The 13,702-nt window shown below is 74.8% G+C and carries 11 protein-coding genes; 8 read left to right on the forward strand and 3 right to left on the reverse strand.

From position 1 onward, the window contains the following. Window positions 1-23 precede the first annotated feature (23 nt). A complete protein-coding gene (locus tag ACZ6O5_RS28025; RefSeq protein ID WP_465980834.1) occupies window positions 24-632 on the forward strand; it encodes a TetR/AcrR family transcriptional regulator in 609 nt (202 codons plus the stop codon). Window positions 633-680: 48 nt separating this feature from the next. Beyond that, on the forward strand, window positions 681-3,428 hold the full coding sequence (locus tag ACZ6O5_RS28030; RefSeq protein WP_465980836.1) for a helix-turn-helix transcriptional regulator: 2,748 nt from the start codon (window positions 681-683) through the stop codon (window positions 3,426-3,428). 29 nt (window positions 3,429-3,457) lie between these two features. On the opposite strand, the gene ACZ6O5_RS28035 is transcribed toward ACZ6O5_RS28030, so the two are convergent. Genes ACZ6O5_RS28035 through ACZ6O5_RS28045 form a run of 3 tightly spaced genes read right to left on the reverse strand, consistent with a single transcriptional unit; the run spans window position 3,458 to window position 6,657 of the window. After that, window positions 3,458-4,531, reverse strand: coding sequence for an alcohol dehydrogenase catalytic domain-containing protein (locus tag ACZ6O5_RS28035; RefSeq protein ID WP_465980838.1), 1,074 nt, complete (start codon window positions 4,529-4,531; stop codon window positions 3,458-3,460). After that, the gene (locus tag ACZ6O5_RS28040) at window positions 4,528-5,946 is read right to left on the reverse strand and encodes an aldehyde dehydrogenase family protein (protein ID WP_465980840.1); all 1,419 of its coding nucleotides are present in this window, start codon (window positions 5,944-5,946) and stop codon (window positions 4,528-4,530) included. Before ACZ6O5_RS28040 ends, ACZ6O5_RS28035 begins: the two co-directional genes overlap by 4 nt. Before the next feature lie 45 nt (window positions 5,947-5,991). Next, window positions 5,992-6,657 (reverse strand): TetR/AcrR family transcriptional regulator, encoded by a 666-nt coding sequence (locus tag ACZ6O5_RS28045; RefSeq protein WP_465980842.1) that lies wholly within the window; start codon window positions 6,655-6,657, stop codon window positions 5,992-5,994. 90 nt (window positions 6,658-6,747) lie between these two features. Between ACZ6O5_RS28045 and ACZ6O5_RS28050 the strand changes: the two genes are divergently transcribed. The 6 genes from ACZ6O5_RS28050 (at window position 6,748) to ACZ6O5_RS28075 (ending at window position 13,648) form a co-directional block, all read left to right on the forward strand. Next, on the forward strand, window positions 6,748-7,896 hold the full coding sequence (locus ACZ6O5_RS28050) for an acyl-CoA dehydrogenase family protein (RefSeq protein WP_465980844.1): 1,149 nt from the start codon (window positions 6,748-6,750) through the stop codon (window positions 7,894-7,896). Window positions 7,897-7,911: 15 nt separating this feature from the next. Then, window positions 7,912-8,670, forward strand: a complete 759-nt coding sequence (locus ACZ6O5_RS28055; RefSeq protein ID WP_357384687.1) for an SDR family NAD(P)-dependent oxidoreductase — start codon at window positions 7,912-7,914, stop codon at window positions 8,668-8,670. Between the two features lie 32 nt (window positions 8,671-8,702). Continuing rightward, window positions 8,703-9,875, forward strand: coding sequence for an acyl-CoA dehydrogenase family protein (locus ACZ6O5_RS28060; RefSeq protein ID WP_465980846.1), 1,173 nt, complete (start codon window positions 8,703-8,705; stop codon window positions 9,873-9,875). Further along, window positions 9,872-10,336, forward strand: a complete 465-nt coding sequence (locus ACZ6O5_RS28065) for a MaoC family dehydratase (protein ID WP_465980848.1) — start codon at window positions 9,872-9,874, stop codon at window positions 10,334-10,336. The genes ACZ6O5_RS28060 and ACZ6O5_RS28065 overlap by 4 nt, the downstream gene beginning before the upstream one ends. Continuing rightward, window positions 10,333-11,877 (forward strand): long-chain-fatty-acid--CoA ligase, encoded by a 1,545-nt coding sequence (locus ACZ6O5_RS28070; protein WP_465980850.1) that lies wholly within the window; start codon window positions 10,333-10,335, stop codon window positions 11,875-11,877. The genes ACZ6O5_RS28065 and ACZ6O5_RS28070 overlap by 4 nt, the downstream gene beginning before the upstream one ends. Before the next feature lie 136 nt (window positions 11,878-12,013). Further along, window positions 12,014-13,648 (forward strand): Ig-like domain-containing protein, encoded by a 1,635-nt coding sequence (locus tag ACZ6O5_RS28075; RefSeq protein WP_465980852.1) that lies wholly within the window; start codon window positions 12,014-12,016, stop codon window positions 13,646-13,648. Window positions 13,649-13,702 lie beyond the last annotated feature (54 nt).

A 13,702-nucleotide genomic window follows, 5' to 3' on the forward strand; every position in this document is an offset into this window, starting at 1 on the left:
CAGCGTCGAGGAGGGCAGCGCGGATGGGTGGGGTGCAGGCGCCCGGCCGGGTGGACGGGCGGACGGCCCGGGCCGCGCGGACCCGGGCAGCGATCGTCGAGGCCCACCTCGCGCTCATCTCCGAGGGGGACCTGCGGCCGACCGGCGAGCGCATCGCGGAGCGGGCCGGCATCTCGCTGCGTACGCTCTGGACGAACTTCAAGGACATGGAGACGCTCTTCGAGGCCAGCGGGGCGGAGGTGCTCCGCCAGCAGGACGCCGCGTACCGGCCGATCTCGCCGACACTGCCGTTGGCCAAGCGGGTCGACGCGTACTGCCGGCAGCGGGCGCGGCTGCTGCAGCTCATCGCGCCCTCCGCGCGGGCGGCGCAGATGCGGGAGCCGGTCTCCGACCAGCTGCACCGCAACCGGCTGGTGCACATCTCGCGGGTCCGCGAGGAGGTCGAGCAGCTCTTCGCGGCCGAGCTGGCACAGGCCGGGTCCGCTCGGGAGCAGGTGCTGCACGCGGTGGTCGCGGCGAGCATGTGGCCGGCCTGGTCGATGCTGCGCGACGGGCTGGGGCTGGGTGTGGACCAGGCGCGGGCGGTGATGGCCCGGACGGTGGGCGCCCTGCTGGCCGGCGCTCCCCGCTGACCGGCCCGAACTCTTTCCATCCGGTTTCCGATAGGTGACACTCGATGCATGGTTGCTGCATCGTCAGTGCAAATAACTGGTCTGCCGGGTCGGGACACCGAGTGTGCGGCCGTCCGGCGGCTGGTCGACGGCCTGCCGGACGCCGGGGGAGCGCTGCTGGTGTGGGGCGAACCGGGCGCCGGCCGCAGCGTCCTCGTCGGCTACGCCCACCGGTACGCCACCCGCTGTCACCGGCTGGCCGGCGCTGGCCTGGCGGACGAGGCCGCGCTGCCGTACGCGGGCCTGCAACGCCTGCTCGACCCGCTGCTCGACCGGGCCGACGCCCTGCCCGAGCCGCAGCGCGGGGTGCTGCGGCGGACGCTGGCCGGCGCGGGCTGCCCGGCCGACCACCGGCTCGCCCTGTCGATGGCCGTGCGGGGACTGCTCGCCGCCGCCGCCCGGGAGCGCCCACTGCTCTGCACGGTCGACGACGTCGATCGCGGCGACCCGCCGACCGCGGAGGTGCTCGGCTTCGTGGCCCGCCGGCTGCGTCACCTGCCGGTTGCCATGCTGCTCACCGCCGGCACCGACGCGGTCGCCGCCGGCGTGCCCCGGCACCGGCTGCGCCCCCTCGACGACCGGGCCGGCGCCGCGCTGCTCACCGACCGGCTGCCCGGGCTGGCCCCCCGGGTGGCCCGCGAGCTGACCGCGGTCGCCGGCGGCAACCCACAGGCCCTGGCCGACCTCGCCGAGGTGCTCACCCCGGGCCAGTGCCGCGGTGAGGAGCCGCTGCCCGACGGGCCGCCCCTCGACGGCGCGCTGGGTCGCGGGTACCGGGGCCGGCTGGCCGGGCTGCCCGCCGACACCCGCCGCGTGCTGCTGCTCGCCGCGCTCGACGAGCACGGCGATCCGGCCACCCTGGTCCGGGCCGCCCGCGCCGACGGCACGGCGATCGAGGCGCTCGCCCCGGCCGAGGCAGCCGGGCTGGTCCGGGTCGGCCCGGAGCGGGTGGCCCTGGCGCAACCGCTGGCCCGGGCCGTCGTCGCGGCGAACGCGCCGCTGGCCGAGCGGCGCGCCGCCCACCTGCTGCTCGCCGGCGTGCTCGACGGCCCCGGACAGCACCTGCGCCGGACGCTGCACCGCGCCGCCGCGGCGGAGGGCCCGGACCCGGTGCTGGCGGCGGAACTCGAGGCCGTGGCCGGAGGGGTCGGCGGGAACGACGGGGTGGCCGCCCTGCGCCGGGCCGCCGAACTCAGCGGCGAGCCGCGGCAGGCCAGCGCCCGCCTGGTCGCCGCCGCCGGTCGCGCCTGGGCGGCGGGGCAGCCGCGGCGTGCCGGGCGGCTGCTCGCCGAGGCCACCGCGGCCGGCCCGGTCGACCCTGTCGCGGCCGGCCGGGCCGAGCTGCTCCGCGGCGAGCTGGAGCTGCGCTGCGGCTCGCCGTCGACGGCCTCGACCACCCTGCTCGCCGCCGCCCGGGCGGTGTCCGGGGTCGACCGCATCGCCGCCCTCGGCGCGCTTGTCCGGGCCGGTGAGGCGGCCTGCCACACCGGCGACCAGTTCCGCTACGCCGAGGTGGCGCGCCGAGTGGCGGTCCTGCGCCGGCCCGAGGACCCGCCCGACGCGGAGTTGCTGACCGCGCTGGCCGCCGGGGTGGCGGCGACGTTGCGCGGTGACCACGAGCGGGGCGGCCCGGCCCTGCGCCGGGCGGTCGTGCTCGGCAACCGGCTGACCGGGCCGGCCCTCACCCCCGCCGCGCTGACCGGCGCGGCGGTCGCGGGCCTGCTGGTCGCGGTCGACAGCGCCGCCCACCGGCTCGCCGAGCGGGCCGTCGAGCTGGCGCGTGCCCGCGGCGAGGTGTCGGCGCTGCCCCGGGCGCTGGAGCTGCGCGCGATCGCGGAGTACTGGCTGGGCCGGCACGAGGCGGCGGCGGACACCTCCCGGGAGGGGTTGCGGGTCGCCCGGGACACCGGCCAGGTCAACTCCGCCGGGGTACACCTGGGCATGCTGGCGGTGCTGGCGGCGGTACGGGCGGACCGGGAAACCAGCCTGTGCCGGATCCGCGAGATCGGCGAGGCGCCCGCCCCGCACAGCCGCCCGCGCGCGCTCGCCCAGTGGGCGCTCGCGGTGCTCGACCTGGTCAACGGACGGCACGAGGCGGCCGCCGCCCGACTGGCCGCGCTGGCCCGCCCCGGCATCGGCCGAGGGCAGGTGCTGATCCAGGTGATGGCCACCCCGTACCTGGTCGAGGCCGCCGCCGGCGCGGGCCGGCGACCGGCCGCCGCCGCCGCGCTCGCCGTCTTCGACAAGTGGGCCAGCAGCACCGCCAGCCCGTCCCGGCGGGCGCTCTCCGCGCGCTGCCACGCGCTGCTGGCCGCGCGCGGCAGCGCCGACGCCGAACGCGGCTTCCGCACCGCGCTGCGGCTGCACCCGGCGGATGCGGTGGCGTTCGAACGGGCCCGCACTGAGCTGCTTCTCGGCCGGGAACTGCGCCGCAGCCGCCGTCCCCGGGACGCCCGGGAGCACCTGCACGCCGCCCGGGAATCCTTCGGCCTGCTCGGGCTGACCGTCTGGGCCGAGCAGGCCGCCACCGAGCTGCGGGCCGCCGGCGAGTCGGTCGGCACACCGGAGCTGCCGGCCGCCCGGCTGCTCACCGGGCAGCAGCTACGGATCGCGCAGCTGGTCGCCGAGGGAGCCACCAACCGCGAGATCGCCACCCGGATGTTCCTCTCCACCCGGACCGTCGACCACCACCTGCGCAACATCTTCCACCGGCTCGGCATCCGGTCCCGCACCGAGCTCGCCCGCGCGCTGCACTGAACCCGGCGCGCGGCGGCGGGCCGCGACGGTCAGGGCAGCACGACGGTACGGGCGCCCTCGCCGCGGGCCATCCGGTCGAACGCCGCCGCGGCGCCGTCGAGGCCGGTCCGGTGGGTGATCAGAGCGGCCGGGTCCAGGGTGCCGTCGAGCACCGCGCGGGCCAGCTCGGGCACGTCCCGGTCCGGGTCGGACGAGCCGTACACCGAGGAGCGCAGTGTCCGCCCGGAGTGGAAGATGTCCAGCGCGCTCAGGCTGACCACATCGTCCCGCGCGCCCATCCCCACGACGGTGACCTGGCCGCCGCGCCGGGCGGCCCGCCAGGCGGCGCGGATGGTCACGCCACGGCCGACGCACTCCAGGGCGTGGTCGACGCCACGCCCGTGGGTACGCTCCCGGATCGCCCGGCTCAGCGCGTCGTCGGCGACGAGGAAGTCGGTGGCCCCGGTGGCGGCGGCCAGTTCGGCCTTGGCGGGCGACACGTCGACGGCGAGGACCGGGTCGGCGCCGGCGGCCCGGGCGGCGGAGACCACCGACAGGCCCACCCCGCCGAGACCGATCACCGCCACCGACTCGCCGGGCGCCACCCGGGCGGTCCGGCGTACCGCGCCGACCCCGGTGAGGACGGCGCAGCCCAGCAGGGCCGCGGTGGCGAACGGTAGCTGCGCCGGAACGTCGATCACCGCCTCCTGCGGCACCACCACCTCCTCGGCCAGCGCGCCGAGGCCGAGGGCGACGTGCAGCGGCGCCCCGGCCGAGGTCCGGCCCCGGGCGGTCGCGGGGGAGCCCGTCCGCTCGCAGAACCACGGCTCTCCGCGACCGCAGTACCAGCACCTCCGGCAGGGCGGCGCCCAGTTCAGCACCACGTGCGCGCCGGGCCGGACCCGGTCGACGCCGGGGCCGACCTCGACCACCTCGCCCGCCGCCTCGTGCCCGAGCACCAGCGGGTACGGCGGCGCGACCGTGCCGTTGACCATGGACAGGTCCGAGTGGCAGACCCCGGCGGCCCGTACCCGTACCCGTACCTCGCCCGGCCCGGGTGCCGGCAGCTCCACCTCCTCCACCGTCAGCGGCTGGTCCACGCCTCGGGCGAGCAGCGCCCTCACCGCTGGATCGCCTTGGTCTGGAGGAACTCGTCGAGCCCGTAACGACCCAGTTCCCGGCCGAGGCCGGACTGCTTGTAGCCGCCGAACGGGGCGAGCGGGTTGAACGGCGCGCCGTTGATGTCGACGGCTCCGGTGCGGATCCGCCGGGCGACCCGCACCGCCCGCTCCTCGTCGGCGGACCAGACGGCGCCGGCCAGGCCGTACCGGGAGTTGTTGGCGACGGCCACCGCCGCCTCCTCGTCGTCGACCGGGATGACGGCGAGCACCGGTCCGAAGACCTCCTCCTGGGCCAGCGCGCTGCCCGGGTCGACGTCGGCGAGCACGGTCGGGGCGACGAACCAGCCCCGCTCGGGCAGCACCGCGTCCGGGCCGCCGGCGATCAGCCGGCCGCCGTCGGTGAGCGCCCGGGTCACGTGGCCGGTCACCCGGTCCCGCTGAGTCGCGGAGACCAGCGGGCCGAGCCGGGTGTCCGGCGCGAACGGGTCGCCGGTCCGGTAGCCGTCGGCGGCCTTGGCGACCAGGTTCAACGCCTCGTCGTAGCGGTCCCGGTGCACCAGCATCCGGGTCCAGGCGGTGCAGGTCTGGCCGGAGTTGAGGAAGGCGTTGCCCACGCCGACCTTCACCGCGGTGCCCAGGTCGGCGTCGTCGAGGATCACGTTGGCGGACTTGCCGCCGAGTTCCAGCGCCACCCGGGCGATCCGGTCGGCGGCCAGGTGCGAGATCCGCCGGCCGGTGGCGGTCGAGCCGGTGAAGGAGACCATGTCGACGTCCGGGTGGGCGGCGATGGCCTCGCCCACCTCGACGCCGGTGCCGGGCACCAGGTTGACCACCCCCGGCGGGAGGCCGGCCTCGTGGATCGCGTCGAAGAGCAGGTACGCGGTCAGCGGGGTCAGCTCGCTGGGCTTGAGCACCACCGTGCACCCGGCGGCCAGCGCGGGCGCCACCTTCGCCATCACCTGGTGCAGCGGGTAGTTCCACGGGGTGATCGCCCCGACCACGCCGACCGGTTCGCGGACCACGAGCGAGTTGCCGACGGTCTCCTCGGCGGGCGGCCGGGCGGCCAGGTCGACGTAGCTGCGCAGTACGGTCAGCGGCAGGCCGACCTGTACCCGGGTGGCGACCCTGAGCGGGGTGCCCAGCTCCAGCGCGACCGTCTCGGCGACGATCGCGGCCCGGCTGGCCAGTGCCGTGTGCAGGCGGTCCAGGGCGGCGGACCGCTGCGCCGGGGTGGTGGCGGCCCAGCCGGGGAAGGCGGCCCGGGCGGCCGCGACGGCCCGGTCGACGTCGGCGGCCGTGCCGGCCGGCACCCGGGCCAGGAGTTCCTCGGTCGCCGGGTTGTGCACCGGGATGGTGTGCCCGGAGGAGGGGGCGACCCAGGCTCCGTCGAGATAGATGTCGGTTCGTGCGAGATCCATCGCGCCCCTCACCGTGGTCGAAAACTAGCGCTGCAAGTTTCGACTCTAGTGCCCCGGATCGGCCGATGGGAGGGGTGGTAGCGGCCCGATGTGCTCCTCGTAGGTGCGGGAGAGCCCGTGGATGAGCGCGTCGAGGCCGAGCGCGAAGGCGCCCTCGTCCACCCGTTGCTGATGCTCGGCGAGCCGGTGCGCCTGGGTCAGGTGCGGATACCGCTCGTCGTACAACCCCGGGTCCTCGACGAAGCCACGGGCGAACGACCCGAGCGCGGAGCCCGCCACGAAGTAGCGCATCAGCGCGCCGATGTGCGTCGCGCGCGCGGGCGGCCAGCCGGCGGCGACGAGTCCGCCGTAGACCGCGTCGGCCATCGCCAGCGCCGCCGGCCGCCGGCCCGGCCCGCGGGCCAGGTGCGGCACGATGTTCGGGTGCGCGGCCAGTGCCGCCCGGTACGAGTGCCCCCACCGGCGTAGCGCCTCACGCCAGTCGAGGCGGCCGAAGAAGGAGACGTCCACCTGGGCGGTGACGTTGTCGGCCACCGCGTCGAGAATCTCGTCCTTGGTGGCGAAGTGGTTGTAGAGCGAGGGCCCGCTCACGCCGAGTTCGGCGGCGAGCCGGCGGGTGGAGAACGCCTCCAGCCCGTTCGCGTCGATCAGCGCGGCGGCGGCATCGACGATCCGCTGCCGGCTGAGCAGCGCCTGCCTCGGCCGGGGCATCCGCGCCTCCTCGCTCACTCGTCGGTCCGCGGCAACTCTGCCACAACCGGGTCTGGACGTACTTAAACTTGCAGCGCTAGTTTATGCCGTATGGACCTTCAGCTCTCCGCGGAGCAGGCGGCGGTTCGTCAGCTCGCCGCCGAGTTCGTCGACCGGGAGGTGGTCCCGCAGGCCGCGGCCTGGGACCGGCGCGAGTCGGTCGACCCGGAGATCGTGGACAAGCTGGGCCGGCTGGGCTTCCTCGGGCTGACCATCCCCGAGGAGAACGGCGGGTCCGGCGGCGACCACCTCTCCTACTGCCTGGTGCTGGAGGAACTCGGCCGGGGCGACTCCGCCGTCCGGGGCATCGTCTCGGTGTCGCTCGGACTGGTCGCCAAGGCCATCGCCGCGCACGGGTCCGCCGCGCAGCGGGCCGAGTGGCTGCCCCGGCTCTGCGCCGGCACCGCGCTCGGCTGCTTCGCCCTGACCGAACCGGACAGCGGCTCGGACGCGGCCGCGCTGACCACCCGGGCGACCCGCGACGGCGACGACTGGCTGATCACCGGCGCGAAGACGTTCATCACCAACGGCACGTGGGCCGATGTGGTCCTGCTCTTCGCCCGCACCGGCGGGCCCGGACACCGGGGCATCACCGCGTTCCTGGTGCCCACCAACGTCGCCGGGCTCACCCGGAACGAGATCCACGGCAAGCTCGGGCTGCGCGGGCAGGCAACCGGTGAGCTGCGCTTCGACGCCGTCCGGGTGCCCGACTCGGCGCGCCTCGGCCCGGCCGGCGGCGGGTTCCGGCTGGCCCTGGCCACCCTGGCCAAGGGTCGGATGTCGGTGGCCGCCGGCTGCGTCGGCATCGCCCAGGGCTGCCTCGACGCGGCGGTCGGCTACGCCGGGCAGCGCACCCAGTTCGGCAAGCCGATCGCCGGGCACCAGCTGGTGCAGCAGTTGCTCGCCGCGATCGCCGTGGACACCGCCGCCGCCCGGCTGCTGGTGTGGCGGGTGGCCGACCTCGTCGACCGGGGCGAGCCGTTCGCCACCGAGGCCTCGATGGCCAAGCTCTTCGCCAGCGAGGCCGCGGTCCGGGCGGCCAACAACGCCGTCCAGGTCTTCGGCGGGTACGGCTACATCGACGAGTATCCGGTCGGCAAGTACCTGCGCGACGCCCGCGTCGCCACCCTCTACGAGGGCACCAGCCAGATCCAGCAGCTGCTCATCGGGCGCGCGCTCACCGGCGTCAACGCCTTCTAACAAAAGGGGAGAACCGTGACCAGATTCGCCGACCGGGTGGCCGTCGTCACCGGCGCCGGGCAGGGCATCGGCGCGGCGACCGCGCACCGGCTGGCCGCCGAGGGCGCCGCCGTCGCCGTGGTCGACCTCGACGAGGAGCGCAGCCGGGCGGTCGCCGACGAGATCACCGCGGCCGGCGGCCGGGCCGTCGGCATCGGCTGCGACGTGACCGACCCCGCGGCGGTGGCCGCGATGACCGACCGGGTGGTGCAGGCGTACGGCGGGTTGCACGTGCTGGTGAACAACGCCGGCATCACCCGCGACGACCTGCTGTTCAAGATGCCCCTGCCACATTGGGAGGCGGTGCTGACCACCAACCTGACAAGCATGTTCCTCTGCTGCCAGGCCGCCCAACAGCACATGGTCGCGGCCCGCTACGGCCGGATCGTCAACCTCAGCAGCCGCTCCGCCCTCGGCAACCGGGGCCAGGTCAACTACGCGGCGGCCAAGGCGGGGGTGCAGGGCCTGACGGCCACCCTCGCCATCGAGCTCGGCCCGTACAACGTCACGGTCAACGCCGTCGCCCCGGGCTACGTGGCCACCGCGATGACCGCCGCCACCGCGCAGCGGGTCGGCAGCAGCCCGGAGGAGCATCAGCGGATGGTCGCCGAGCACACCCCGCTGCGCCGGGTCGCCCAGCCGACCGAGATCGCTTCGGTGATCGCCTTCCTGGCCAGCGACGACGCGTCGTACGTCAGCGGACAGACCCTGTACGTCAACGGCGGCGCGCGCTGAGGCGCGCCGGCGGACCAGCACCCGGAGGAAACATGGACTTCGCGCTTTCCGACACCGAGCGGGCGATCCGCGACACCGCCCGCGACTTCATCACCAGGGAGGTCATGCCGCTGGAGCAGGAACTGCTGCGGCGGGAACGGGCGCACCGGCCCGGGCTGGAGCACAGCGAGCTGCGCGAGTTGCAGCTCAAGGCGCGCAAGTTCGGGTTCTGGGGGCTGGCCACCCCGGAGGAGTACGGCGGCATGGACCTGCCGGCCGTCACCCAGTCCCTGATCTGGACCGAACTCGGCCGCTCGTTCGTGCCGTTCCGGTTCGGCGGCGAGGCCGACAACATCCTGTTCCACGCCAACGACGAGCAGAAGCGCGAGTACCTGGTCCCGACCATCGAGGGGGAGCGGCGCAGCTGCTTCGCGATCACCGAGCCCGGCGCCGGCTCCGACGCGGCCAACATCAAGCTCAGCGCCCGCCGGGACGGCGACGACTGGATCCTCAACGGCGAGAAGACCTTCATCACCGGCGGTCACGATGCCGACTTCGCCATCGTGATCGCGGTGACCGACCGGGAGAAGGGCGCCCGCCGCGGTGGCGCCACCGCGTTCCTGGTGGACCGGTCGATGGGCTGGCGCTCGGAGTTCATCCAGACGATGGGCGAGGGTGGCCCCGCCTCGCTGGTCTTCGACGACGTCCGGGTACCCGGGCGCAACATCCTCGGCGAGCCCGGGCAGGGCTTCAGCCTCGGCATGGAGTGGATCGGCAAGGGCCGCTACACCATCCCGTCGCACGCCGTCGGCATCGCCGAGCGGGCGTTGTCGATGGCCATCGACTACGCCAACACCCGGGAGACCTTCGGCGCGAAGATCGGCACCAACCAGGCCATCCAGTGGATGATCGCCGACTCGGAGACCGAGCTGGAGGCGGCCCGCTGGCTCATCCTGCGCGCCGCCTGGACCGTCGACCAGGGCATGGACCCGCGGCACGCCTCCTCGATGGCGAAGCTTTACGGCGCGGGCATGGTCAATCGGGTGGTCGACCGCGTCCTGCAGATCCACGGCGGCATGGGCTACACCCGCGAGCTGCCGATCGAGCGCTGGTACCGGCAGGTCCGGCTGTACCGGATCTTCGAGGGCACCGACGAGATGCAGCGACTGATCATCTCCCGCGACCTGCTGCGCGGCTACACGAAGCTGGGAGGGCACCTGGCATGAGGGTCTTCGCGTCCATCGAGGAGTTGGCCGAGGCGACCGGCGAGACCCTGGGCCCCGGCCCCTGGTTCCGGATCGACCAGCAACGGGTCGACCGGTTCGCCGACGCCACCGACGACCGCCAGTGGATCCACATCGACCCGCGCCGGGCCGCGGCCGGCCCGTTCGGCGGCACCATCGCGCACGGTTACCTCACGTTGTCCCTGCTGCCGGCGCTGGCCGGTGGCCTGTACCGGGTCGAGGGGGTGGCCATGGGGGTCAACTACGGCCTCAACCGGGTGCGCTTCCCGGCCCCGCTCCGGGTCGGCAGCGCGGTCCGCGCCACCGCGACCCTGGCCGAGGTGTCACCGGTGGACGGCGGCGTGCAGGTGGTTACCGCGGTCACCCTGGAGAGCGACGCCGGCGGCAAGCCGGTCTGCGTCGCCGAGACGGTCAGCCGCCTGGTGCGGGACGTGGACCGATGACCGCGCTGTCGCTGGCCATGGTGCTGGCCGAGTCCGCCCGCCGGCACGCCGACACCGTCGCGGTGGTCGACGGCGACACCCGGGTGACGTACGCCGAGCTGTGGCTGGAGGCGCGCAGCTACGCCGCCGGGCTGCGGGAGCTGGGGGTCGGCCCCGGCGACAAGGTGGCCCTGCTGGCCCCGAACGTGGTGGACTTCCCCCGGGTCTACTACGGGGCCCTCGCCGCCGGCGCGGTGCTCGTCCCGGTGCACCTGCTGCTGACCGTGGACGAGGCGGCGCACGTGCTGACCGACAGCGGCACGAAGCTGCTGGTGTGCCACAGCTCCCAGCTCGCCCTGGGCGCCGCCGCCGCGGCGGCGTCCGGCGTGCCGCTGGTGACCGTCGGGCCGCCGGCCGGCGGCGCGGTCGCGCCCCGCCTGGAGGAGCTGAGCCACCCGCTGCCACCGTTGCCGTCGTACGTCACCCGGTCGGCGGAGGACCCGGCGGTGGTGCTCTACACCAGTGGCACCACCGGGGTTCCCAAGGGGGCCCTGCTCACCCACCTCAACCTGGTCATGAACGCCACCGTGAACGTCTTCGACGCCAACGACGCGCGCAGCACGGACGTCGTGCTCGGCTGCCTGCCGCTGTTCCACAGCTTCGGCCAGACGGTGGCGATGAACGGCACCTTCCGGATCGGCGCGACGCTGGTGCTGCTGAGCCGGTTCACCGGGCCGGCCGCCATCGACCTGATGCTGCGCGAGGGGGTGGACGTCTTCCACGGCGTGCCCACCATGTACGTGGCGTTGCTCGACGCCGCCCGGGACCGGGGCGACCTGCCCCGGCTGCGACTCTGCGTCTCCGGCGGGGCGTCGCTGCCGGTGGCCGTGCTGGAACGGTTCCACGCCGCCTTCCGGACGACGGTCTTCGAAGGGTACGGGCTCTCCGAGACCTCACCCACCGCCACCACCAACCAGCCGCACTTCGGCACCCGCGCCGGGACCATCGGGCACCCGGTCTGGGGCGTGGAGGTGGAGATCGCCCGCGCGGAGGTGGACGAGCGGATCGAGCTGCTGCCGACCGGAGAGCTCGGCGAGATCGTCATCCGGGGGCACAACGTCTTCGCCGGTTACCTCGGCCGGCCCGAGGCGACCGCGGAGGCGGTGGTGGACGGCTGGTTCCGTAGCGGTGACCTGGGACGCAAGGACGCCGACGGGTTCATCACCATCATCGACCGGAAGAAGGACATGATCATCCGGGGTGGCTTCAACGTCTACCCACGCGAGGTGGAGGAGGTCCTTGCCGGGCACCCGGCGGTCGGCCAGGTGGCGGTGATCGGGGTGCCCGACCCGCGCCACGGCGAGGAGGTCTGCGCGGTGGTGGTGGCGGACCCGGCCGGCCCGGGCCTGCCCGACGAGCAGCAGATGATCGACTGGTCGCGGGAGCATCTGGGCCGGCACAAGTACCCGCGGCAGGTCCGGTACGTCGACGACCTGCCGCTCGGGCCGAGCCACAAGGTGCTCAAGCGGGAACTGCGTCGCCGGATGGCCCCGCCCGACTGACCACCGCCCGCCGTCCGCCGGGTGGCCCGTGACCGTGACCCGGGCGCCCGTGGCGGGTGACGTGCACACGGTATTGACAGACAGAGTCCCGACCGCCGAGGCTGTGTCAAGCGATACTTGTCGATGAATACGGGGCATGATGCGACGCAGGATCTTCGCGCTGGCCACCGCCGCCGCGGTCGTCGTCGGCGGGGCCATGACGATGGTGCTGCCGCCGGCGTACGCCGCGACGGCGTGCACGGCGGACTACACCATCGCCCGAGAGTGGTCCAACGGCTTCTGGGCCGAGCTCACCGTCACCAACCTGGGCCCTCCCGTCACCGACTGGTGGCTGCGGTTCCGTCAGGTCAGCGGCCAAACGATCACCATGGGCCTCGACCGGCTGCCGGACGGTTACACGCTCGGCAGCGGTGAGTTGTACCCGATGACCATGCTCCGCCCACCGGCGGGGTCCACGCTGCCGACCGGCGCCTCGGTGACGGTGCGCTTCGGCGGCAACTACCGGGATGCGGAGCCCGAGCCGACCGACTGGGTCCTGAGCGGCCAGCCGTGCAACGTGGACGTCGGCAGCCCGACCGGTTCGTCGCAGCCGACGGCTTCGGCGAGCCCGCAGCCCAGCCCGCAGCCGGGCGGCCCGTCGGTGTCGCTCACCTCGCCCCTGCCCAACGACTTCTTCGCCGCGCCGGGCGTCATCCCGATCCGTGCGGAGGCCACGGCGGCGGCTGGCCGGCGGATCGAGCGGGTCGAGTTCCGGGAGCGCGGCACGTTGCTCGCCGTGGACACCACCGCGCCGTACGCGTTCGACTGGCGCGGCGCGCCGCCGAACAGCGGCACCCGCGTCACCGCCACCGCCTACGACAGCGACGGCGCCCGGGCCACCGCCGAGGTCCGCGGCATCCGGGTGCTCCCGCCGCCGGCACCCGGTGCCGCACCCGCGCTGAAGGCGATCGGCAACCGCATCCGCACGGTCACCACCGACCCGAGGCCGTACCGGCCACGCGGAATCATCCGGTCGGCCGCGCCCGGCGAGTGCGCGTGGGGACCGATCCGTTGGGATGGCCCGGTCGACGACGCGTCCGTAGGCGCGCTGCGGGCCCGCGGCGTCGACGCGGTGCGGGTCGTGCTGAGCGACGCCTGTTTCGTCTACACCGGCAGCCCCACCGACAGGCAGAATCGCGTCGGCTACGTCGACGAGGCGGCCCGGTACGTCGACCGGCTCGTCCGGGCCGGCATCACACCCATCGTGTCGCTGCGCCAGAGCGACGATCTCGCCGCCCGCACCTTCTGGAGCGCGGCGGCGGAGGTGTTCGGCGACGACAACGCGGTGGTCCTCGACATCTCGCCCTACAACTTCCCGGCGGCCGGCGGTGCCGATCCCGCGGTGGTCTGGACCTGCTGGCGCGACGGCGGTCCCGCATGCCTGGGCACCGGCCTGCCGACCTTCGGCGTGCAGGAGCAGATCCGCCTGCTTCGCGTGCGGGGCTCGTTCAACCTGGTCCTCGCCGCCGGGATCGACGGCGGCAACGACCTGCGCCGGTGGCTGGAATACCGCCCGGCCGACCCGGACGGCCGCAACGTGGCCGCCGCCTGGCGCGTCGACGACCGCTCGGCCTGCGCCACGCCGGCCTGCTGGCAGTCCACCCTGCTCCCGGTCGCCGCCCAGGTACCGCTGGTCGCCACCGACGTCAGCGCCGGCTCGGCGGCGCCGACGTTCGTGCTGCGGACGGTCACCTGGCTCGACCAGCACGGCATCGGCCACCTGCGCCGGTGACCGGGGAGGGATCGGCCTGAGGTTCCCCGGTTGGCCGGAACGGTGGTGGCCCCC

It is taken from the genome of Micromonospora sp. NPDC049201, from assembly GCF_055586805.1.

Bases quoted from the DNA above. Each gene is read 5' to 3' on its own strand.
- ACZ6O5_RS28025 (WP_465980834.1), top strand. From the start codon at position 24: ATGGGTGGGGTGCAGGCGCCCGGCCGGGTGGACGGGCGGACGGCCCGG.
- ACZ6O5_RS28065 (WP_465980848.1), top strand. From the start codon at position 9,872: ATGAGGGTCTTCGCGTCCATCGAGGAGTTGGCCGAGGCGACCGGCGAG.
- ACZ6O5_RS28070 (WP_465980850.1), top strand. From the start codon at position 10,333: ATGACCGCGCTGTCGCTGGCCATGGTGCTGGCCGAGTCCGCCCGCCGG.
- ACZ6O5_RS28045 (WP_465980842.1), bottom strand. From the start codon at position 6,657: ATGCCCCGGCCGAGGCAGGCGCTGCTCAGCCGGCAGCGGATCGTCGAT.
- ACZ6O5_RS28040 (WP_465980840.1), bottom strand. From the start codon at position 5,946: ATGGATCTCGCACGAACCGACATCTATCTCGACGGAGCCTGGGTCGCC.
- ACZ6O5_RS28030 (WP_465980836.1), top strand. From the start codon at position 681: ATGGTTGCTGCATCGTCAGTGCAAATAACTGGTCTGCCGGGTCGGGAC.
- ACZ6O5_RS28075 (WP_465980852.1), top strand. From the start codon at position 12,014: ATGATGCGACGCAGGATCTTCGCGCTGGCCACCGCCGCCGCGGTCGTC.
- ACZ6O5_RS28050 (WP_465980844.1), top strand. From the start codon at position 6,748: ATGGACCTTCAGCTCTCCGCGGAGCAGGCGGCGGTTCGTCAGCTCGCC.
- ACZ6O5_RS28060 (WP_465980846.1), top strand. From the start codon at position 8,703: ATGGACTTCGCGCTTTCCGACACCGAGCGGGCGATCCGCGACACCGCC.